This is a genomic window from Azospirillum sp. B21 (genome assembly GCF_008364825.1).
Classification (GTDB): domain Bacteria; phylum Pseudomonadota; class Alphaproteobacteria; order Azospirillales; family Azospirillaceae; genus Azospirillum.
In genome coordinates, this window is record NZ_VTTO01000002.1 from 465,757 (window position 1) to 487,742 (window position 21,986).

General features: G+C 68.8%; 19 protein-coding genes. 9 read left to right on the top strand and 10 right to left on the bottom strand.

Annotated elements, in window-relative coordinates; genetic code table 11:
• Positions 1-23 precede the first annotated feature (23 nt).
• Genes pcaF through FZ983_RS06865 form a run of 3 tightly spaced genes read right to left on the bottom strand, consistent with a single transcriptional unit; the run spans position 24 to position 2,912 of the window.
• On the bottom strand, positions 24-1,223 hold the full coding sequence (gene pcaF, locus FZ983_RS06855; protein WP_149222820.1) for a 3-oxoadipyl-CoA thiolase: 1,200 nt from the start codon (positions 1,221-1,223) through the stop codon (positions 24-26).
• A gap of 4 nt (positions 1,224-1,227) precedes the next feature.
• Positions 1,228-2,040, bottom strand: coding sequence for a CoA-transferase subunit beta (locus tag FZ983_RS06860; protein ID WP_149222821.1), 813 nt, complete (start codon positions 2,038-2,040; stop codon positions 1,228-1,230).
• Complete coding sequence (locus tag FZ983_RS06865; protein WP_149222822.1) at positions 2,040-2,912, bottom strand: CoA transferase subunit A; 873 nt, start codon at positions 2,910-2,912, stop codon at positions 2,040-2,042. Before FZ983_RS06865 ends, FZ983_RS06860 begins: the two co-directional genes overlap by 1 nt.
• A gap of 340 nt (positions 2,913-3,252) precedes the next feature.
• On the opposite strand from FZ983_RS06865, the gene FZ983_RS06870 reads away from it, so the two are divergent.
• From FZ983_RS06870 to FZ983_RS06890, 5 genes are all read left to right on the top strand, one after another.
• Entirely contained in the window at positions 3,253-4,437 is a 1,185-nt protein-coding gene (locus FZ983_RS06870) for an ABC transporter substrate-binding protein (protein ID WP_149222823.1), read from the top strand.
• A 245-nt stretch (positions 4,438-4,682) separates the two neighbouring features.
• On the top strand, positions 4,683-5,552 hold the full coding sequence (locus tag FZ983_RS06875; RefSeq protein ID WP_149222824.1) for a branched-chain amino acid ABC transporter permease: 870 nt from the start codon (positions 4,683-4,685) through the stop codon (positions 5,550-5,552).
• Positions 5,549-6,571, top strand: a complete 1,023-nt coding sequence (locus FZ983_RS06880; RefSeq protein WP_149222825.1) for a branched-chain amino acid ABC transporter permease — start codon at positions 5,549-5,551, stop codon at positions 6,569-6,571. The genes FZ983_RS06875 and FZ983_RS06880 overlap by 4 nt, the downstream gene beginning before the upstream one ends.
• Positions 6,568-7,323 carry an ABC transporter ATP-binding protein gene (locus FZ983_RS06885; protein WP_149222826.1) on the top strand — a complete coding sequence of 252 codons (756 nt, stop codon included), beginning with the start codon at positions 6,568-6,570 and terminating at the stop codon, positions 7,321-7,323. The genes FZ983_RS06880 and FZ983_RS06885 overlap by 4 nt, the downstream gene beginning before the upstream one ends.
• On the top strand, positions 7,313-8,110 hold the full coding sequence (locus FZ983_RS06890; protein ID WP_247883633.1) for an ABC transporter ATP-binding protein: 798 nt from the start codon (positions 7,313-7,315) through the stop codon (positions 8,108-8,110). The genes FZ983_RS06885 and FZ983_RS06890 overlap by 11 nt, the downstream gene beginning before the upstream one ends.
• A gap of 82 nt (positions 8,111-8,192) precedes the next feature.
• Here the strand turns inward: FZ983_RS06890 and FZ983_RS06895 are convergent, their stop codons facing one another.
• From FZ983_RS06895 to FZ983_RS06925, 6 genes are all read right to left on the bottom strand, one after another.
• Complete coding sequence (locus tag FZ983_RS06895; protein ID WP_247883634.1) at positions 8,193-9,248, bottom strand: amino acid ABC transporter substrate-binding protein; 1,056 nt, start codon at positions 9,246-9,248, stop codon at positions 8,193-8,195.
• 186 nt (positions 9,249-9,434) lie between these two features.
• The gene (locus tag FZ983_RS06900; RefSeq protein ID WP_149222827.1) at positions 9,435-10,142 is read right to left on the bottom strand and encodes a response regulator; all 708 of its coding nucleotides are present in this window, start codon (positions 10,140-10,142) and stop codon (positions 9,435-9,437) included.
• Positions 10,143-10,177: 35 nt separating this feature from the next.
• Positions 10,178-10,921: an amino acid ABC transporter ATP-binding protein gene (locus tag FZ983_RS06905; protein ID WP_282186992.1), complete on the bottom strand. Its 744-nt coding sequence runs from the start codon at positions 10,919-10,921 to the stop codon at positions 10,178-10,180.
• A 22-nt stretch (positions 10,922-10,943) separates the two neighbouring features.
• Entirely contained in the window at positions 10,944-12,107 is a 1,164-nt protein-coding gene (locus tag FZ983_RS06910) for an amino acid ABC transporter permease (RefSeq protein WP_149222828.1), read from the bottom strand.
• Positions 12,104-13,261, bottom strand: coding sequence for an ABC transporter permease subunit (locus FZ983_RS06915; protein ID WP_149222829.1), 1,158 nt, complete (start codon positions 13,259-13,261; stop codon positions 12,104-12,106). Before FZ983_RS06915 ends, FZ983_RS06910 begins: the two co-directional genes overlap by 4 nt.
• 205 nt (positions 13,262-13,466) lie before the next feature.
• Positions 13,467-14,501 (bottom strand): amino acid ABC transporter substrate-binding protein, encoded by a 1,035-nt coding sequence (locus tag FZ983_RS06925; protein WP_149222830.1) that lies wholly within the window; start codon positions 14,499-14,501, stop codon positions 13,467-13,469.
• A gap of 303 nt (positions 14,502-14,804) precedes the next feature.
• Between FZ983_RS06925 and FZ983_RS06930 the strand changes: the two genes are divergently transcribed.
• The 3 genes from FZ983_RS06930 (at position 14,805) to FZ983_RS06945 (ending at position 18,337) form a co-directional block, all read left to right on the top strand.
• Complete coding sequence (locus tag FZ983_RS06930; protein ID WP_247883635.1) at positions 14,805-15,836, top strand: DUF4118 domain-containing protein; 1,032 nt, start codon at positions 14,805-14,807, stop codon at positions 15,834-15,836.
• A gap of 157 nt (positions 15,837-15,993) precedes the next feature.
• Entirely contained in the window at positions 15,994-16,689 is a 696-nt protein-coding gene (locus FZ983_RS06935) for a hypothetical protein (protein ID WP_149222832.1), read from the top strand.
• Positions 16,690-17,092: 403 nt separating this feature from the next.
• Positions 17,093-18,337, top strand: coding sequence for an MFS transporter (locus FZ983_RS06945; protein ID WP_188092259.1), 1,245 nt, complete (start codon positions 17,093-17,095; stop codon positions 18,335-18,337).
• A gap of 4 nt (positions 18,338-18,341) precedes the next feature.
• Here the strand turns inward: FZ983_RS06945 and FZ983_RS06950 are convergent, their stop codons facing one another.
• Entirely contained in the window at positions 18,342-20,204 is a 1,863-nt protein-coding gene (locus tag FZ983_RS06950) for an FHA domain-containing protein (protein WP_149222833.1), read from the bottom strand.
• 123 nt (positions 20,205-20,327) lie between these two features.
• Here FZ983_RS06950 and FZ983_RS06955 point away from each other — a divergent pair, with 123 nt between their 5' ends.
• A complete protein-coding gene (locus tag FZ983_RS06955; protein WP_247883636.1) occupies positions 20,328-21,854 on the top strand; it encodes a D-alanyl-D-alanine carboxypeptidase in 1,527 nt (508 codons plus the stop codon).
• Positions 21,855-21,986 lie beyond the last annotated feature (132 nt).

Genomic DNA, 21,986 nt, shown 5'->3' on the forward strand with positions numbered 1-21,986 from the left:
AGGTGGGGGTCTAACTTTGACGGCTACACCCGCTCGATCATCACGGCGATGCCCTGGCCGACGCCGATGCACATGGTACACAGCGCCGTCCGGCCGCCGGACCGTTCCAGCTGGTACAGCGCGGTGGTCGCCAGACGGGCGCCGCTCATGCCGAGCGGATGGCCGAGCGCGATGCCGCCGCCGTTCGGGTTCACATGCGCCGCGTCGTCCGGCAGGCCCAGCTCGCGCAGCACGGCCAGCGCCTGGGCGGCGAAGGCCTCGTTCAACTCGATCAGGTCGATGTCGGCGATGGTTCGGCCGAGCCGCTCCAGCAGCTTGCGGGTTGCGGGGACCGGGCCGATGCCCATGACGCGGGGCGGGACGCCGGCGGTCGCACCGCCGACGATGCGGGCGCGCGGGGTCAGGCCGAAGCGCTTCACCGCCGCTTCCGATGCCACCAGCAGGGCGGCGGCACCGTCGTTGACGCCCGAGGCGTTGCCGGCGGTCACCGTGCCACCGGGGCGGACGATGGGCTTCAGGGCCGACAGCGCTTCCAGCGTCGTGGCGCGGGGATGCTCGTCAGTGGTCACCACCGTCTCGCCCTTGCGGGTGCGGATGGTGACGGGGGCGATCTCGCGGGCCATGCTGCCGTCGGCGATGGCGCGGGCGGCACGCTCCTGGCTGCGCAGGGCGAAGGCGTCCTGGTCGGCACGGGCGATCTTCCAGTCGTCGGCGACGTTTTCCGCCGTCTCCGGCATCGAATTGGTGCCGTAAGCCGCCTTCATCGCCGGGTTGACGAAGCGCCAGCCGATGGTGGTGTCGAAGATCTCGGCTTGTCGCGAGAAGGGGGCGTCGGCCTTGCCCATGACGAAGGGGGCGCGGCTCATGCTTTCCACCCCTCCGGCGACCATCAGATCGGCCTCGCCCGCCTTGATGGCGCGGGCGGCGGTGGCGAGGGCGTCGAGGCCGGAACCGCAGAGCCGGTTCATCGTCGTGCCCGGCACCGCGTCGGGCAGGCCCGCCAGCAATGCTGCCATGCGGGCGACGTTGCGGTTGTCCTCGCCGGCCTGATTGGCGCAGCCATAGATGACGTCGTCCACCGCGGCCCAATCGACTGACGGGTTGCGCAGCATCAGCGCGCGGATCGGCACGGCGCCGAGATCGTCGGCGCGCACCGACGACAGGGATCCTGCATAGCGGCCGATGGGGGTGCGAATGGCGTCGCAGATATAGGCGTCACGCATGGTCTCATCCTTCTCCGCCGCCGGCCAGGCCCTGGGAGATACCATGGGCTGCGGCGGTGCGGGCGTGGAGGTCGCGGAGGGCCGTCAGGGTTTCGGCGTCCGGGACTTCGGTGGTCTTCAGGTCGGGCGAGATTTTCAGGTCCCAGCCGGTGGCCGCCTTCACCTGCTCCACCGTCACACCGGGGTGGATGCCGGTCAGGGTCAGCTCCTTCGTCATCGGATCGGGGGAGAGGATGCCGAGGTCGGTGATGACTGCGGTCGGCCCGGCGCCCGGGATGCCGGCCCTGGCGCGCGCATCGCCCCCGTCGAGATGGCCGGCCGAGGTGACGAAGGGCAGCTTGGCAACGAAGGCCTTCGGGCTCTGCTTCAGCACGATGAACACCTCCTTGGCCTGGGAGGCGATCTCCGGCGCGCCGCCGGCACCGGGCAGCCGCACCTTGGGCGCGTCATAGGGGCCGATGACGGTGGTGTTGATGTTGGCGAAGCGGTCGACCTGGGCGGCGCCGAGGAAGCCGACGTCGATCCGCCCGCCCTGCAGCCAGTAGCGGAAGATCTCCGGCGTGCCGACCACGGTGTCGGCGGTCAGCGCGAGGTCGCCGTCGCCGATCGACAGCGGCAGCACCGACGGCTTGGCGCCGATGGGGCCCGATTCATAGATCAGCACCACGTCCGGCGCATGTGTGAGCCGGGCGAGGTTGGCGGCGGTGGAGGGCAGGCCGATGCCGACGAAGCAGACGGTGCCGTCCTTCAGCAGCCGGCTGGCCGCCACCGTCATGATTTCGGTCGCGGTGAAGTCGAGAGTTTCGGCGTTGCTCATCACGCGACCTCATTCATGATCCGGGCCATGCTTTCGGCCAGCACGCGTCGGAAGCCGGCGAAATCGTCGGTGTCCAGGACATGGCGCTGCATCCAGGCGCGGAAATCCTCGCGCGAGCGGGCGATGGGGTCCCAGGCCTTGTAGAAGCGGTTGTCGCGCTCCGAATAGCCCTGCGCGTAGGACGGATAGGCGCCGCCGGGGACAGGACAGACGGCGGAGAGCGTCCAGGCCGGCAGCACGCAGGCGTTCGGCGGCGCTTCCAGGTCGTCGACGATCTCTTCCACCGTGACGATGGAGCGCTTGGCAGCCAGCACGGCTTCCTTCTGGACGCCGAGGATGCCCCAGATCAGGACATTGCCGCGGCGGTCGGCCTTCTGGGCGTGGATCACCGTCACGTCGGGACGGACGGAGGGGATGGCGGCCAGCTTCTCCCCCGTGAAGGGGCATTCGACGAAGCGGATGTTCGGGTTGACCTTCGGCAGGTCGGAGCCGGTGTAGCCGCGCAGCAGGGCGAAGGGCAGGTTGGAGGCGCCGGCGACATAGGCGTTCGCCATGCCGGCGTGGCTGTGCTCCTCGATCTCCAGCCGGTGGGGCCAGCCCTGTTCGACCGCATCGCGGAAACGGTGGAGGGAACCGACGCCGGGATTGCCGCCCCAGGAGAAGATCAGCTTCGCCGCACAGCCCATGCCGATCATCTGGTCGTAGATCAGGTCCGGCGTCATGCGCACCAGAGTCAGGCCGCGCCGGCCCTGGCGGATGATCTCATGCCCGGCGGCATGGGGAATCAGATGGGTGAACCCCTCCAGAGCGACCGTGTCGCCATCTTGCACGAGGCTCGCCACCGCCTCGCGCAGGGGCGTGATCTTGGCCATATGACCTCCCGCATGTGCGAAAATCGCACGAATACCTATCTTTACGCACAGATTGAGCGTTGGGTGTTTCGGTTGTCAAGGGCGAATACAGAATTTCATGTACGATAAACGCACATATTGCGCCGCAATATGAGAGAACTGCGCTGAAAAGGTCAGGGCGAATTTGTTTTTTCGGTCTTAAACAGCGGCTTATGTAGAAGGTGCGTTTCGTGCGTTAATCGCACTGAAGTTCAAATATCGCACTTGACGGTTCGGCTGCCCCTCAGTACGCTGAGCGGAACAGTCAACGATCGGGGCCGTGAGTTCCGGCACCGGCATATGGTCACATGTGGGAGGGACGATGACGAGGACTCTGCGCAACGCGCTGCTGGGTGCGGCGTTCGGTCTGGCGCTGACGGCCGGGTCGGCCGGGGCCGCCACCATCAAGGTCGGCGTCGTCGCGCCTTTCTCCGGACCCTATGGCGTGGTCGGCAAGAGCTTCCGGGAAGCCATCGAGATCTACCAGGCCGAACATGGCAAGACCGTCGGCAACGACACGGTGGAGTTCATCTACAAGGACCTCGACCAGGCCAACCCGGCACAAAGCAAGGCGCTGTCGCAGGAGCTGATCGTCAAGGAGAAGGTGTCCTTCCTCGCCGGCTATTTCTTCACGCCCGACGCGCTCGCCGTCGCCCCGCTGATCGACGAGGCGAACATCCCCTGCGTCATCTTCAACGCCGCGACCTCCGCCATCACGGAAAAGTCGCCGCGCTACGTCCGCACCTCCTTCACCCTGTGGCAGAACACGGTGCCGCTGGCCGAATACATGGCCAAGCAGGGAATCAAAAAGGCGGTATCCGCGGTCAGCGACTACGGCCCCGGCATCGACGGCGAGACCGCCTTCAAGACCACCTTCGAAAAACATGGCGGCACGGTGGTGGACACCATCCGCATGCCGATGAAGTCCAACGACTTCGCCCCCTTCATGCAGCGCATCAAGGATTCGGGCGCGGAGGCGGTCTATGCCTTCCTGCCCGCCGGCCCGACGACGCTCGCTTTCGCCAAGGCCTTCAGCGACACCGGACTGAAGGCGGCCGGCATCAAGTTCTTCGGTCCCGGCGACCTCACCCAGGAACCGGACCTGCCGGCCTTGGGCGACGCTGCGCTGGGCATCACCACCACCTTCAACTACAGCCGCGCGCATGACTCGGCGAAGAACAAGGCATTCGTCGCCAAGCACAAGGAGATGTTCGGGTCGACCGACACCGTCACCTTCACCTCGGTCGGCGCCTATGACGGCGTGCATGTCATCTATCAGATGATCAAGAACGGCGGCGGCAAGATCGACGGAGCCAAGGCGGTGGAGTCGGTGAAGGGCATGAGCTGGGAAAGCCCGCGCGGCCCCCTGACCATCGACCCCGACAGCCGCCACGTCACCCAGACGATCTATCTGCGCACCGTCGAGAAGGTCGACGGCAAATTGGAGAACGTCGAGAAGGAGGCGTTCCCGAACCAGCCGGACTATGGGTACAAGTTGGGGAAGTGAGGGGAGGCTTTTGAAGCTGGCGTAGTGGTGGTGAGTTAGACCCCCACCCTGACCCTCCCCCGCTCTCAGCGGACCTACGGTCCGCCTGCCGCGTCAGCACAAAGCATAGCTTTGTGCGAGAGCTGGGCGGGGGAGGGGACAAGCGCTTGTTCGGGAGAGCGGCGGCAGTCCCTCCCCCGCCCAGCGGGGGAGGTTAGGTGGGGGCATCGGGCGACGCTCCAAAACAGCGCAGACGGACGCACTTCATGGAAACCATGTTCGGGATCGCCGTCGACGGGGTCGCCTACGGCATGATCCTCTTCATCATCTCCGTCGGGCTGTCGGTGACGCTTGGGCTGATGCGGGTGGTCAATCTGGCGCATGGCGCCTTCGCCATGGTCGGCGGCTATGTCGCGTCCTATGCGGCGCAGACCGCCGGGCTGCCCTATGGGGTGGCGCTGGTGGTGGCGGTGGCGCTGACGGTGCTGGCGACGCTGCCGCTGGAACGGCTGCTGTACCGCCGCATCTACGGCTCGGCGAACGAGCTGGCGCAGGTGCTGCTGACCATCGGTCTGACCTTCGTCATCGTCGCCGGCATCAACTATCTGTTCGGCCCGACGCTGAAGCGCATCCCGCTGCCGGAGCTGCTGACCGGAACGGTGGAGCTGGGGCCGAAGGCGATCCCGACCCACCGTGCCTTCGTGATCGGCGCCGGGGCGGCGACGCTGTTAGGGCTATGGTGGCTGCTGGAGCGCACCGATTTCGGCATCCGGCTGCGCGCGGCGGTCGATGATCCGGCGATGGCGGCGGCGCTGGGCATCCGGACCGAGCGGCTCTATCTGGCGACCTTCGCGCTCGGCACCGGGCTGGCGGCGCTGGGCGGCGTTCTGGGGGCGGAGCTGCTGCCGCTGGAGCCCTATTACGCCATCCGCTACATCGTGCTGTTCCTGGCGGTGGTGGCGGTCGGCGGGGCGGGCAGCATCTTCGGCTCGGCCGCGGCGGCGCTGGCGCTGGGCATCGTCGACACCGCCGGCAAATACCTGATCCCGAATTTCGGCGAGTTCTTCTTTTACGTCGCCCTGATCCTGATCCTGTTCCGCTGGCCCCACGGCTTCTTCAAAGGGAGGACGGCATGACGAGCGTCGCCGAGCGAGACGGCAAGGCCGGCCGGATGACCAGACCTGCTCCGCTTGGCAGACGCCGCGACCTGGACTGGATCGGCATCCCGCTGATCGCGGCGGCCGGGCTGGCCGCCTATTGGCTGCTGCCGGAGGATCTGGCGCTGCTGACCCGCATCGCCGCCTCGGCTCTGTTCGTGCTGTCGCTCGACCTCGTGCTCGGCTATGGCGGGATCGCCACGCTGGGGCAGGCGGCGATGTTCGGCACCGGCGCCTATGCCGCCGGCATCCTCGCGGTCAACTGGAACAACGACCCCTTCGCGATGCTGGCGGTCGGCGGGCTGGCCGGCGGGCTGCTGGCGCTGGTCACCGGCGCGCTGATCCTGCATGCCCGCGGCCTGACCCTGCTGATGCTGACCATCGCGGTCGGGCAGATCGTGCAGGAGGTCGCCAACAAGGCGCGTGACTGGACCGGCGGCAGCGACGGCCTGTCGGGCATCGATCCGGCGCCGGTGCTGGGGATGTTCCGCTTCGACATGTTCGGCCATACCTCCTACCTGTTTGCGCTGGCGGTGCTGGTGGTCGGGCTGGTGGTGGCGCGGCGGATCGTGCGCTCGCCCTTCGGGCTGGCCTGCCGCGGGGTTAGTGAGGATCCCCTGCGGATCTCCGCCATCGGCGGTTCGCCGAAATCCTATCTGGTGGTGCTCTATGCGGTGGCCGGCGTGATCGCCGGGGTGGCGGGCGCCCTGACCGCGGTGACCAGCGGCATCGTCGGGCTGGACAGCACCGGCTTTTCCTGGTCGGCGGAGGCGCTGGTCATGCTGGTGCTGGGCGGCACCGGGCGGCTCTATGGCGCGGTGATCGGCACCGCCGCCTTCATGGGCGTCCACCACATCCTGGCCGCCAACGACCCTTATCACTGGATGGCCTTCATCGGCCTGTTCCTGATCGGCATCGTCCTGTTCCTGCCCGGCGGCATCGTGTCGGGGGTGGAGCGGCTGGGCGGGCTGCGGCGCGGAAAGGAGGGCGGGGCATGACGGCGCTGCTGGAGGTGGAGGGGCTGAGCAAAAATTTCGGCGGCCTGCAGGTGGCGTCCGACATCTCCATGACGCTGAGTGCCGGCGACCGCTGCGCCCTGATCGGGCCGAACGGGGCGGGGAAGACCACCTTCGTCAACCTCGTCACCGGGGTGATCCCGCCCAGCGCCGGCACCATCCGCCTGGACGGCCGCGACGTGACGAGGCTGTCGGCGGCGGAGCGGGTGCGGCTGGGGCTGATCCGCAGCTTCCAGGTGGCGCGGCTGTTCAAGTCGATGACGGTGCGCGAGCATCTGGAACTGGCCGTGCTGCAGCGCGACCGCCGCACCTTCCGCCTGTTCGCCAACGTCGCCAGGGTGGCCGGTCTGGCCGACGAGGTGGCGGAGCTTCTGGGCAGCATGGGGCTGACCCCCGTGGCGCACACGGCGGTCGGCTCGCTCGCCTATGGGCAGCAGCGGCTGCTGGAGATCGCGCTGGCGCTCGCCATGAAGCCGAAGGTGCTGATTTTGGACGAGCCGGCGGCCGGCGTGCCCCATTCGGAAAGCCAGCGCATTCTGGATGCCATCGATCGGCTGCCCAAGGATCTGGCGGTGCTGATGATCGAGCACGACATGGACCTCGTCTTCCGCTTCGCCAGTTCGATCATCGTGCTGGCGCAGGGGCGGCTGCTGTGCAGCGGCACCGCCAAGCAGATCGCCGCCGACCCGCGCGTGCGCGAGGTCTATCTGGGGAGCCGGACCAATGCCCACTGAACCGGCTGGATCGCTCGAGGTCACGGATCTGCGCGCCGGCTACGGCAAGACGCTGATCCTCGACGGCATCTCCTTCGGCGTGCCGGCGGGCGGGCGGCTGGCCCTGCTCGGCCGCAACGGGGTGGGCAAGACGACGACGCTGGCGACGCTGGTCGGCCAGACCACCCGCCATGGCGGCGGCATCCGGCTGGACGGCGTGGACCTTGCGGGCTTGAACAGTTCGGCGCGGGCGGCGGCTGGGCTGGGCTATGTCCCGCAGACGCGCGACATCTTCAAGTCGCTGACGGTGGAGGAGAACCTCGTCACCGGGCTGAAGGGCCGTCCGCGCAGTGCGCTGGAGGAGGCGTACGAGCTGTTCCCGCGGCTCGGCGAGCGGCGGCGCAACGGCGGCGGCGAGCTGTCGGGCGGCGAACAGCAGATGCTTTCGGTCGCCCGCGCGCTGCTCGGCAAGCCGACGGTGCTGCTGCTGGACGAACCGTTGGAGGGGCTGGCCCCGGTGATCTGCGACACGCTGATGGCGGCGCTGTCTGGTCTCGACATGACCATCGTGCTGGTGGAGCAGCAGGTCGACCGCGCGCTGGAGTTCGCCGACCGCGTCGTCTTCCTCGACCGCGGCCGGGTGGTGCATGCCGGACCGGCCGCACAGGCAAGGGCCGATGCGGCGCTGCTGGAACGGCATCTGGGCGTGGCGCTGGCGCCTTCCCCCTCTCCCCCCCGGGGAGAGGGTCAGGGTGAGGGGGATGCACCGCGTCGATTTCGTGGGGAGCGGGAAGTGCGCGATGCTTGAGAAGCCTCGCTATGCGACCCCCTCACCCTAACCCTCTCCCCGGGGGGGAGAGGGGATCTTCAGGGGCGGGAGAGGGAGTTTTTCACCGGAACGGCGGCGCATACAGCAGCCCGCCCTGGGTCCAGGGCTTGTTCTGCCCGCGGTCCATGCCGTAGGGGATGCCGAGGTTGCGGTCGAAAATCTCGCCGTAGTTCCCGACCTGCGCCAGCACCTGCAGGGCCCAGTCGTCGGGCAGGCCCAGGTTGCGGGCGGCGGTGCCGGCATGGCCCAGCATGCGGTGCAGTTCGGGATCGTCGGGGATGCGGCCGGCCTGCACGTCGGCGGCGGTGACGCCCCTGGCGTCGGCCAGCACGATGGCGTGGAGGACCCAGCGGGCGATGTCGTACCAGTTGCGGTCGCTCCGCGCGACATAGGGGGTCAGCGGCTCGCGCGAGATCACGTCGGGGTAAATGTGGATGGCCATCCCCGCCTTGCGGTAGCCGGCCAGCGAGGTGACCAGCACCGTGCGGTCGGTGGTCAGCAGGTCGCATTCATGGGCGAGGAAGGCCTGCAGCGCCTCGTCCAGCGTCTGGAAGGTGCGGATCGACCAGGGCAGGTCGGACTTGCGGATATGGTCTTCCAGGTTGCGGACGGTGGTGGTCGCGGTCTTGACGCAGACCGTGCGCGGCCCCAGCCGGTCGAGCGGCGGTGCGGTGCCGTCGCCATGGATGGCGAAGCCCTGTCCGTCATGCAGCAGCGGCATCAGGAACTCGATGTCGTGCGACAGCTCGCGGCTGAAGGTCCAGGTCGTGGTGGTCAGCGCGATGTCGACGTCGTGCTTCTCCACCGCCTGGAATTCCTGCGGCTTCTCGGGCAGGCGGACGACGCGGATCGCCTGGGCGTTGCCCAGCGTCGCCGCGGCGAAGACCCGGCAGACATCGACCAGGAAACCGTCCAGATGCCCCTGCGGGTCGGAGAAGGAAATGCCGCTGACCCCGCTGCGCAGCCCGCAGACCAGGAATCCGCGGCCGTGGATGCGCTCCAGCGTCTCGCCGTCGTTGGCGAGGCCCGGCGTGCAAGGCAGAGCCGCCGCCAGCGCCAGCAGCAATCCGGCGGTGAAACGCCGGAGGGTCCCGACCAGCCCCATCGCGAAATCCATCTCCCGAACCGCCCCGGCCGCAAGGCCCGTCAGGGCGCGCAGACTATGCAGCGAAGCGGCGCATGAAGATAGGGCCACGGAACCCGGCGAACTCCCTTCGCGGTTTCCGTGGCCCAGGTTGCCGAGCGCGTGGCCGCCGCGAGGATGCCGCGACGGGAGGATTTGCTCGGGGTCGGGTGTGGCCGGTCAGCCGTCCTGCGTCACGTCGCCGGCGAACAGGTAGCCGGTGCCGTGGACGGTCACGATCAGCCGGGGGTCGGCGGGGTCGGTCTCGATCAGGCGGCGCAGACGGCGGACCAGGCTGTCGATGGTACGGTCGGTCGCGTCCGTCTTCCGACGGGTCGTCGCCGTCAGCAGATAGTCGCGGTTCATCACCCGGCCGGGATTGCAGACGAAGGTCGACAGCAGTTCGAACTCCGCACCCGTCAGCCGCACCGGCTTGCCCTGCGGGTCGGTCAGGCGCATGCGGTCCAGCCACAGGGTCCAGCCGGAGAAGCTGCGCTGGCGGTCGTCGCGCTGGTCGCCCGGCGCCTTCAGCCGGCGCAGCAGGTTCCGTACCCGCGCCAGGATCTCGCGCGGCTCGAAGGGCTTCGCGATGTAGTCGTCGGCCCCCATCTCCAGCCCGATGATGCGGTCCAGCTTCTCCGCCCGGCTGCTGACCAGGATGATGCCGATCTCCGACGACGCGCGAAGCTCGCGGGTCAGGGTCAGCCCGTCCTGGCGCGGCAGCCGGATGTCGAGCAGCACGACATCCACCGCGCTGGCCGCCAGCAGGTCCTTCAGCTCTTCAGCGCTTCGGGCCAGCAGGACGTCGAAGCCCTCATCCGTCAGGTAGGACTTCAGCGTCTCGCGCGTCACCGCGTCGTCGTCGGTGATGGCAATGGTCGCCGGCATGGCCGTCTCGTCCGCTTTCCAGCGTCCCTATCGCCTCAGTGTTCCAGGATCTGGCCCAGGAACTGGCGGGTGCGCTCGCTTTTCGGGTTCTCGAAGAATTCGGCCGGCGACCCGCTCTCGATGATCGAGCCCTCGGCCATGAAGACAATAGAGTCCGCCACCTGCCGGGCGAAGCCCATTTCGTGGGTGACGCAGACCATGGTCATGCCCTCGCCCGCCAGCTCGGTCATGACGTCCAGCACCTCCTTGACCATCTCGGGGTCGAGGGCGGAGGTCGGCTCGTCGAACAGCATGATCTCCGGGCGCATGCACAGGGCGCGGGCGATGGCGACGCGCTGCTGCTGGCCGCCGGACAGCTGGCCGGGGAACTTGTGCGCCTGATCGGGGATGCGCACCCGCTTCAGGTACATCATGGCGATTTCCTCGATCTCGGACTTCGCCATGCCGCGGACCCAGATCGGGGCCAGCGTCAGGTTCTGCAGCACGGTCAGGTGCGGGAACAGGTTGAAGTTCTGGAACACCATGCCGACCTTGCGGCGGATCTTCTCCACCGCCTTCACGTCGTCGGTCAGCTCGATGCCGTCGACGACGATGTGGCCGGTCTGGTGCGCCTCCAGCCGGTTGATGCAGCGGATCATCGTCGACTTGCCGGAGCCCGAGGGGCCGCAGACGACGACCTTCTCGCCCTTGCCGATGCTGAGGCTGACGTCGCGCAGCGCGTGGTAGCTGTTGTACCACTTGCCGACCTTGCGGAGTTCGATGATGGCGTTCTCGGTCATTTGTCGGTCTCCAGAAGGCCGGTCAGCGGCGGGTGTAGCGGTTGGCCAGACGCTCCAGCCACTGGCTGTAGCGGGACATGCTGAAGCAGAAGAGCCAGAAGATCATGCCGGCGAAGACATAGACCTCGGCGAAGTAGGGGCGCCATTCGGGGTCGGTCGTCGCCACGGTGGCGGCGGTCAGCAGGTCGTACAGGCCGACGATGGTGACCAGCGAGGTGTCCTTGAAGCAGCTGATGAACTGGTTGACGATCGGCGGGATGACGATGCGCAGGGCCTGCGGCAGGACGATCAGCCGCGTCTTCTGCCAGTAGGACAGGCCGAGCGCGTCGGCGGCCTCGTACTGGCCCTTGGGGATCGCCTGCAGGCCGCCGCGCACGGCTTCGGCCAGATAGGCCGCGGTGAACAGGGTCAGGCCGGCAAGTGCGCGCAGCAGCTTGTCCACCGTCACGCCTTCCGGCAGGAACAGCGGGAACATGACCGACGCCATGAACAGCACGCTGACCAGCGGCACGCCGCGCATCAGCTCGATGAAGCCGATGCAGAAGGTGCGGATGGCCGGCAGCGACGACTGGCGGCCGAGAGCCAGCAGGATCGACAGCGGGAAGGCGAGAGCGATGGCGAAGACCGACAGCATCAGCGTGATCGGCAGCCCGCCCCAGCGGTCATTGGCGACATAGGTCAGGCCGAGGATGCCGCCCCACATCAGCACGCCCATGGCGATCAGAACCAGCGCCCAGGCAACGGACAATGCGGGCCGCCAGAAGGCGCGCACGCCGCTGATGCCCAGCATCGCCACGAACAGGCCGCAGGCCAGGAAGGGGCGCCACTGTTCCTCGTAGGGGTAGGTGCCGAAGAAGATCAGCCGGTGCTTGACCGCGATGATCGACCAGCAGGCGCCGGCCGCCTCGCGGCAGGCCTCCGAGGACCCGCTCCACACCGCGTTCAGCAGCAGCCAGTTCACCATCGGCGGCACGGTGAACCACAGGATGGCGAGGCAGAGGACGGTCAGGGCCGTGTTCAAGGGTGTGTTGAACAGGTTGGCCTTGGCCCAGTTGACCGGCGCCCAGCCCAGCGGCTTCAGCGCGGTGACGCCGTTGGCCTGCGGCGGGACCGAGGCCTGCGACGGCTCCTCTTCATAGGAGGCGGCCCAGGCGGTGGTGGTGTTGGTCGGGACTTCCTTGCTCATCGCGTCACCAGGGCCACTCGGCGGTTGTACCAGTTCATGAAGCCGGCGATGCACAGGCTGATGACGAGATAGACCGCCATCATCATCGCCACCGCCTCCACCACCTGGCCGGTCTGGTTGGCCGAGGTGTTGGTGACGCTGACCAGATCGGGATAGCCGATGGCGACGGCCAGCGAGCTGTTCTTGGTCAGGTTCAGGTATTGGCTGGTCAGCGGCGGCACGATCACCCGCAGCGCCTGCGGCAGGATGACGAGGCGCAGGATCTGCACCGGCGACAGGCCCAGCGCCAGCCCGGCCTCGGTCTGGCCGTGCGGCACGGCAAGGATGCCGGAGCGCACGATCTCGGCGATGAAGCCGGCGGTGTAGACCGACAGGCCGATCAGCAGCGCGGTGAATTCGGGAGTGACCGACCCGCCGCCTTCGAAGTTGAAGCCGGCCAGCGCCGGAACGTCCAGGGCCAGCGGCGCGCCGGTGGCGACGAACACCGCGACCGGCGGCAGCACCACCGCGGCGATGGCCGCCGGCAGGGTGGGGAAGGGCTTCCCGGTCGCCTCGCGGCGGCGGCGGCCGTAGCGGACGATGGCGATGGCGGCGGCGATTCCCGCCAGCAGGGCCAGGAAGGCCCAGCCATGGCCGGGATGGTCGGCCAGCACCGGGAACTTCATGCCGCGGTTGCTGAGGAAGACGTGGGGAACCACCTCCAGCGCCTCGCGCGGGCTCGGCAGCCGGTTCATGATGGTGTACCAGACCACCAGCTGCAGCAGCAGCGGCACGTTGCGCACCGTCTCGACGAAGACGGCGGCGAAGCGGCCGACCATCCAGTTCGACGACAGCCGCGCCACGCCGATGGCGACGCCCAGCACGGTCGCCAGCACCACGGCGGCGGCCGACACCGACAGCGTGTTCAGGAGGCCGACGACCAGCGCCCGCAGATAGGTGTCCGACGCGGCGTAGCTCATCAGGCTCTCGCCGATCTCGAATCCGGCCTCGCGTTCGAGGAAGCCGAAGCCGGTGGCGACGCCGCGGTTGGCGAGGTTGGTCAGAGTGTTGGAGACGAGATACCCGGCGACGGCGAGGGCGCCGGCCAGGAACAGCCCCTGGTACAGCCACCCCCGCACGCGCGCGGAGTTCAGCGCCTGGATCAGGTTGGACATGGTGATGCTCCGTGCGGGGGGATCTCCCTCTCCCCCCCGGGGAGAGGGGCGGGGTGAGGGGGATGCATTGCGTGGCTTTCCCGAAGGTCCTGCCGCGCATCCCCCTCACCCTAACCCTCTCCCCGCTTTCGGCGGACCGGAGGTCCGCCTGTCGCGTCAGCGCAAACGAAGTTTGCGCGTGAGCGGGGGGAGAGGGAACTCCGCCTTACTTCAGCGGCGGGGCGTACATCATGCCGCCTTCGGTGTAGAGCGCGTTCTGGCCGCGCGGCATCTTCAGCTTGGAGCCGGTGCCGACGTTGCGCTCATAGCTCTGGCCGTAGTTGCCGACCTGCTTGATGACGTTGAACGCCCAGTTCTCTTCCACGCCCAGCGCCTTGCCGTTGCCGGCGGTGACGCCCAGCAGGCGCTTCACGTCCGGATCGGGGGAGGTCATGGCGCTGTCGACGCTCTCCGACGTGATGCCCTTCTCCTCGGCCTGAACCATGGCGTAGAAGGCCCAGGTCACCAGGTTCGCCCATTCCTCGTCGCCCTGGCGGATGGCCGGGGACAGCGGCTCCTTGGAGATCAGCTCCGGCAGGATGACGTAGTCGTTGGGGTTCGGCGTCTCGGCGGCACGGATGGCGGCCAGCTGCGAGGCGTCGGAGGTCAGGGCGTCGCACCGGCCGCTGAAGAAGGCCTTGTGCAGCTCCTCGTTCTTCTCGATGACGACCGGCTTGAAGGTCATCTTGTTGGCGCGGAAGAAGTCGGCGACGTTCTGCTCGGTCGTGGTGCCCGGCAGGACGCAGACGGTGGCGCCGTTCAGCTGCTTGGCGCTCTTCAGCCCCAGCTTGGCCGACACCATGAAGCCCTGGCCGTCATAGTAGTTGGTCGGCGCGAAGTTCAGGCCGTTGGCGGTGTCGCGGGTCAGGGTGCGGGTGGTGTTGCGGGCGAGGATGTCGATCTCGCCGGACTGCAGGGCCGGCAGGCGCTGCTGCGCCGACAGCGGGGTGTACTTCACCTTTTCGGCATCGCCGAACATGGCGGCGGCGACGGCGCGGCAGACGTCGACGTCCAGGCCCGACCACTTGCCCTTGTCGTCCGGCGCCGAGAAGCCGTAGAGGCCCAGATTGACGCCGCACTGGACGTAGCCCTTCTGCTTCACGCCGTCGAAGGTGGCGCCGGCCTGGGCGGTGCCGGACAGGGCAAGAGCGGAGACGGACAGGGTGGCCGCGATGGCGAGCGCGCTCAGACGGGTCTTCACGGGGCGTGGCTCCTTCAGCCTTGTTCATTCTAGGGACGCCGGGGCGGGGCATGGTCCCCGGCCGCCGCGCAAGGCCGACAATCGCTCAGCGGATTGAACAAAGTGCCCCGCGTCCTTGAACGGATGTGGCGGAGATGTGAACAGCTTTGGACAAATCCCCTCTCCCCCGGCGAAGCCAGAGGTTGCGCTTCGCCCGATACTGGTCACGGGCGGGGCCTGAGAATTTTCGTGCGTTATCGGCAGACGGACCCTACAAGCGCCGGATGCCGGTGATATGTTAGCGTCGGCAATCGCGGGAACGGGATGTCGATGGGGTCGGTTCGGGCGGTCTGGCAGCGGGTGGCGCGCTTTTCGCTGCTGCGGCGCGGTCCAGCATTGCGCTATGGCGCAGGGCTGACGACCTTTGCCATCGCCCTGCTGCTGCGCTGGGCCGTCGACGGCATCCTTCCGTCCGGCTTCCCCTATCTCACCTTCTTCCCGGCGGTGATCCTGACCACCTTCATCGTCGGGCTGGGGCCGGGGGTGGTGACGGCGGTGCTCTCCGGGCTGGCCGCCTGGTACTTCTTCATTCCGCCCTACGAAACCTTCACGCTGAATGCCTCCAGCGGGTTGGCGCTGACCTTCTATGCGGTGATCGTCACGGTGGACATCGCGCTGATCTACGGCATGCAGGTGACGCTGGCCCGCCTTCAGGAGGAGCGTGCCCGCACCGCGTCCCTGCTGGCGGCGCAGACCACCATGTTCCACGAGCTTCAGCACCGGGTCGCCAACAACATGCAGTTCGTCTCATCGGTCCTCGACTTGCAGAGGCGGTCGGTCGGCCGGTCGCCGGAAGGGGCGATGGCGGCGCTGGAGGAGGCGGGGCGGCGGCTGGACACCATGGCGCGGGTGCACCGGCGCCTGCACGACCCCCGGTCCGGCGACGATTTCGGCCGCCACATCGAAGCGCTGTGCCGGGATATGCTGGAGGCCGCCGGCAAGCCCGACGTCACCTGCCGCGTCTTGGTCGGGGCGGCGCCGCAGTCGCCCGAACGGCTGCTGGCCCTGGCCCTGCTGATCGTGGAGGCGTTGACCAATGCCTTGAAGCACGCCTTCGTCGGCCGCGAGGGCGGGATCGTCGCCATCGAACTGCATGCCGTGCCGGACCATCCCGGCCATCTGCACCTGCGGGTGACCGACGACGGCGTCGGTTTGCCGGAGGGAGTCGACGTATTGCGTCTGCCCAGCCTGGGCTGGAAGATCATCCAGAGCCTGGCCGCCCAGCTGTCCGGCCAGTTAACCTACGGCCCCGCCGACGGCGCCGGTACGCGGATCGACCTGCGCTTTCCCGCCTGAGCCAGCGCTTGTCACGCCAGCGCTTGTCACGCCAACAACGCTTATCCCAATGTCCATTGCGGCTTTTCCGTCGCCATGGGACGAACTATCTGTGATCCTGCCGGTTGCAGCGGGGACCGCCCGGCGACAGGGGCCGGTGACAGGGGGAGGGAAGCTTATGGCGACGCTGAAGGAATTCGAGGACGCGCTGAAGGCGGCAGGCAACACGGCGGCGCTGGAGATCCTGGAATCCCTGAGGGCGCGCGACCGCAGCCAGCGCTCCATCCGCCCGGCGCGGCGCCTGACCGGACGCAAGATGACGCCGGAACTGGCCACCGAGATCCTGCATCTGCACGAAACCACGAACATGACCCAGCAGGAGATCGCCTTCCAACTGGGCGTCAACCAGGGCCGCGTGAACGAGGTCATCAAGCGCCGCAAATGGCTGACCGACGACCCCGAGGCGCCGGAAGCCCAGGCGCGCGACATGGGCAAGCAGCGGGCCAAGGAAGGCGTCGGCGTCGCGCCGCGCCGACCCTCCAGGAAAAAGGCCGCGAAACCGGCCGCCGAAACGGAGGCCGCGCCGGAAGCCGTGCCCGAGCTTGCGCCGGGGCTGACCCCGGAGGTTGTGCCGCCAGCGGAGCCGGTGGCAGAAGCGGTGCCGGAAGTCGCCGCCACGCCGGAGCCTGAGTCCGCTTCGCCGCAGGAGGCGCCGGAACCGGTGGCCGAACTGCCCATGCCGATGGCGGCCCCCGAACTGCCGGTGGAGCAGCCCGCCAAGGCCGAGGACAAGCCGAAACGCAAGTCCGCCCCACGCAAGCAGGGCAAGGGCTCGAAGGCGCCGGAAATGCCGCTGTTCAAGGATCTGCTGTAGGATTTCCGAGGGGCGCGTGAATGCCCTCTCTCCCCCGCTTTCGCGCAAACTTTGTTTGCGCTGACGCGACGGGCGGACCTACGGTCCGCTGATAGCGGGGAGAGGGAGGGGACCCGCGCCTTAGGCGTGGGGAGGGTGAGGGGGATGCACCGCGTGCCTTTGCGGGAATCCTCACCACGCATCCCCCTCACCCTGACCCTCTCCCCAGGGGGGAGAGGGGATTGTCCCCCCACCCCCGAGCCATGCCCGTCGCTCATCTCGCATCTGCGAAATTGGCGGCCTGCGGCGGATTGCCTCAGCACGGGCGGGGCAAATATCCTGACCCTGTCCCGGTCGTTTTCCGTCCCCTGACCGCCGGGTTCCAGAATTCCTTACATCAAGCGGCGACAGCGGAGAAACGACCATGGCTTCTGCCGGCCATCACGGCGACATGCGTGCCGGGGCACAGGCGGCCCCGGCCCATCCCGGGCTGGTGCTTCTGGCGCTCGCCATGGGCGGTTTCGCCATCGGAACGACCGAGTTCGCGACGATGAGCCTGCTGCCCTATTTCGCCCAGGGCCTCGGCATCGACGAGCCGACCGCCGGGCACGTCATCAGCGCCTATGCGCTGGGCGTGGTGGTGGGCGCGCCGGTGATCGCGGTGCTGGCGGCCCGGCTGTCGCGGCGAACCCTGCTGATCGGGCTGATGGCGGTCTTCGCCATCGCCAATGTGGCCAGCGCCTTTTCGCCGTCCTATGGATGGATGCTGGTCTTCCGTTTCCTGAGTGGCCTGCCGCACGGCGCCTATTTCGGTGTGGCCGCCCTGGTCGCGGCGTCTCTGGTGCCGCCGCAGCGCCGGGCGCAGGCGGTGTCGCGGACCATGCTGGGGCTGACGGTGGCGACCATCGTCGGCGTGCCGATGGCGAACTGGATCGGGCAGGCGCTGGGCTGGCCCTGGGGCTTCGGCGTCGTCGGGCTGCTGGCCCTGCTGACCGTGCTTCTGGTCTGGATCTTCGCCCCCAGCGATCGCCCGCACCCGGACGCCAGCCCGCTGCGCGAACTGGGCGCGCTGAAGCGGCGGCAGGTCTGGCTGACGCTGGGCATCGGCGCCATCGGCTTCGGCGGCATGTTCGCCGTCTACACCTATGTCGCCTCGACCCTGATGGAGTTGACGCAGGTTTCGCCGTCGGCGGTGCCGGTGGTGCTGGCGGTGTTCGGCGCCGGCATGACCGTCGGCACGCTGGTCAGCGCCTGGGCCGCCGACCGCGCCCTGATGCCGACCGTCGCCTTCCTCCTGCTGTGGAGCGCCGGCTCGCTGGCGCTCTATCCCTTTGCCGCCGGCAATGTCTGGCTCGTGTCGGTCGTGGTGTTCATGATCGGCTGCGGCGGCGGGCTCGGCACCCCGCTGCAGGCCCGGCTGATGGATGTGGCGGAGGACGCGCAGACGCTGGCCGCGGCGCTGAACCACAGCGCCTTCAACGCCGCCAACGCGCTCGGCCCCTGGCTGGGCGGCATGGCGATCGCCGCCGGCTGGGGCTGGACCTCCACCGGCTGGGTCGGTTCGGCGCTGGCGCTGGGCGGTCTGGCCGTGTGGGCGGTGGCGATGCTGGACGACCGTGCCAGCCGTGCCGCCGACGCCCGGCTGGCCGAGGCCTGCGCCGGCGACTGATCCCTCAACGTCCCGATGCGTCCCAGGCGATCCGCGCCGGATGTTCGCCGAGGTCGAGGGAGCCGATGACGATCTCCCCCCGGCCGGACAGCGGCACCACGTCGCCCAGCTTCAGCAGGCGCTGCTCGCCGTTCTGCCGCACCAGGCGGGTGCCGTTGCGGCTGAGATCCTCCAGCGTGAAGGCGCCGTCGCGCAGCCGCACCACCGCATGGCGGCGCGAGGCGGAGGCATGGTCCAGCACGATGCCGCATTCGGCTGCGCGGCCGATCACAATGTCGCCGCCGGCGTCGGGCAGAGCGACCGACCGGCCCTGGAAGCTCAGCGTCAGGCGCGGCGCGGGCGGCGCCTGCAGGTCGACCGTCACCCCCGCCACCAGAGGCGCGAGGCGCGATCCGGCCAGGATGCCGCTGCCGGTCACCGACATCCGCTGCTCGTCGGGGATGGCGGCGATCTTGGCGATCAGACCGTCGGCCAGGACCCGGGGGATGCCGGCGGCACGCAGGCGGCGGCCCAGCCCCTCGCGCACCTCCTGGAGCGAGGCGCCGGGGGCGGCAAGCTCGGCGGCCGATTTCACCCGGCCGAACTCGTCGGCGACATGCTGGATGACGGTGCTGATCTTGCGGTGGCCGTAGGCGCTGGTGCCGAGGTCCAGCAGGTAGCCCAGCCGCCCGGCCGCGGTGTTGAAGCGTCCGGCCAGCCGCATCATCGTTTCCTCGAAGGGCAGGTCGCTGCCGCCGACCGCCCACACCGTCTTGCCGCGGCGGGTCAGCGATTCCGCCATGGCCGGACCGCCCATGAAGCCGTCGAAGGCGATCATCCCGTCGACGATCGCGCCGAAGACGCGGGCGTCGCTGGACAGCCCGGTGCGGGTCAGCGGCGTCAGCCCGTCCAACCCGCCGCGGATGCGGTTGAGCAGAGCCTCACGCGTTCGGGGAAAGCCGGTTGTCGTTCCATCGGACCCAAGCACGTTCGACAGCGCAAGCAGCGGCTCGGTGTGGGGCAGGCGGTCGTCCAGGTCGCCGCGCAGGGTGGCCAGCAGCGCCAGGATGGCGGATCCCAGGTCGGGCGCGTAGCCGATCAGCGCGCGAATCGGCTCCCGCCCGTCGACGATCTCCGCCGTGAATTCGTCCACCAGCCGGCTGTTCTCGCCGTCGCCTTCCCGGTGCAGGCGCAGGACGGCCGCCAGCTTGGCTCCCCACTCGCGCTGCGGCTCCAGCAGCGTGCCGAAGGCGTGGGTGACGATACGGTCGCGCTCCTCCGCCGGGCGGTCGACGGCGGCCAGCAGCAGGCCGGAAATCCCGCCGCGCATCAGCGCCTGATCGAAGGGGGCCAGCGTGTCGGACGCCTGGGCGAGTTCCTTCAGCCCGGCGAACAGGCGGATGATCTGGTCGTAGCGTTCATGCGGCTTCAGCCCCAGCATCGGCGCCTGGATGGCGGCGAGCCGGCTGACCGACGGGTTGAACAGCAATGCCTCCCGCTCGAAGTAGCGCAACGGATAGTAGCGATGAAGCTGCTCGGACGGAATGACGCCCTGGTCGTCCCAATAACCGCGCAGCAGCCGCAGCAGGGTCATCCGGCTGTCGAAGGAAAAGACCTGCAGCACGCTGGTGCAGAGGTTGGCCTCTTCGATCGGAGAGATGGTGGTCAGCTTGGCGCCGCCGGAGGAGGATTTCTGGAAGATCGTCTCTTCCCGGCCGGTGCCGGTGACCTTCACCACCCGCACCACCGGGAACTTGGCAAGGCGCAGCAGGAAGTTCGCGCGCTCCGTAGCCGACTTCTCGTCATCGAAGACGCCGTCGATGTTGGGTTTGCCGCCCTGTTCGACCACCACTTCGAAGCGCGCCTCGCGCCGCTTGGACATCGCCATGCCATCCCCCTTCGGCCTGCCCCTGTCGGACTGCTGCCGGCTGCGTCCCTGTTCGCGATTTCCAGCGATTTTTCCCGAAAATCCTTTATGAAATCCTGCATCAGAAGCGGAAAGACCCGAACCTTGACAGTCCTTCCCGATTCCGACCGTCCCGATTCGAAGCGCCGCCTGCCCGCGATGCCGCTGGGCCGCCGTCCGTTCCTTGGCCTGCTCGGCTGCCTTGCTCTGCCCGCAGTGGCGCGGCCTTCCTATGCTGCAACCATTGATTACGAGGGTCGGGGATCCGAAGGCACCGCGCTCGGCTATATCCTGTTCGACCCCGACAGCGGCCGGGCGGTGGAGGCGCGGGCGGCCGACACCCCCTTCATCCCGGCCTCTGTGGCGAAACTGCCGACCGCCTCGGCGGCGCTGGCCCTGCTGGGACCGGACCACCGATTCGCCACGCGGTTGCTCGGCGGCGGGCTATCCGGTGGCGGGCTATCCGGTGGTGGGCTATCCGGCGGTGGGCTATCCGGCGGTGGGCTGTCCACCGACGGGGTGCTGCGCGGCGACCTGATCCTGCAGGGCGGCGGCGATCCGGCCCTGGCGACGGAAGGGCTGTTGCAACTGCTCGACCAGGCGCGTGCCGCCGGGCTTCGCCGGGTGGAAGGGCGCTTCCTCTACGACGCCACGCTGCTGCCCGAACTGGCGGAGATCGATTCCGGCCAGCCCTGGGCCGCTCCCTACAACACGGGCGCCGGGGCGCTGTCGCTGAACTACAACCGCGCCCTGCTGAGCTGGGGGCGCGGCGGCCGGGGCGGGCCGGAGGCGCTGACCGTCGCCGATGCCGGACGGCTGCCGCTGGACAGCGTCACCGTCCTGCCGATGGCGGCGGGCGGCCGCTTTCCGCTGCTGCCGGACGGGGCGGACCGCTGGCGCATGACGCCGCCGGCAACGGGGGAGGCCGGGGCGGCCTGGGTGCCGGTGGCCCGGCCTGGCCTGGCCGCCGCCACGCTGTTCCGCCGGTTGGCCGCCGAGGCCGGCATCGCCCTGCCGCCGCCCCTGCCGGGACAGGCGCCGGCCGCCGCGATGCCGATCGCGACCCTGGACAGCCTGCCGCTGGCGGAACTGGTCCGCGGGCTTCTGCGCCATTCCAACAACCTGTCGGCGGAAGTGATCGGGCTGGCCGCCGCGCGCCGGCTGGATCCGGCCGTGGCGACGCTCGGGCGTTCCGCGGCGCTGCTGCAGGGCCTGCTGGCACGGCAACCGCTGGACGGGGCCGGGTGGGGCGGGTTGCGGCTGGCCAATCATTCGGGGCTGGGCACCGGATCGCGCGCCACGCCACGGCAGATGGCGGCGCTGCTGCGGGCCGGCGGGCCGGCGCTGTGGGACCTGCTGCCGGGGGAGGAGGACGGCAAGGCGCTGCCGCCCGGCATCCGGGCCAAATCCGGGACCCTGGCCTATGTTAAGGGCTTGGCCGGGCTGCTGACGGCAACCAGCGGCCAGCGGCTCGGCTTCGTTCTGTTCATCGCCGATGCCCGGCGGCGGGCGGCGATGGACGCCGCGCTGGATCGCCGGGTGACCGCCATCCCGCCCGACGCGCGTGCCTGGGCCGCGGACGCCCGTGCGTTGCAGAGCGGGCTATTGGAGCGGTGGGTTTTAACCTATTGACTGACATAGGTCATACGTTCGACTATGACGTGTCCGGTAAAATGCAAGGCAAAGTCGATCCGGTACAAATTGGTCCGCAGGCCGGTCGGCAGGCGGATTGAATGCCCGTCCATCCGATCCATGTCCGTCCCC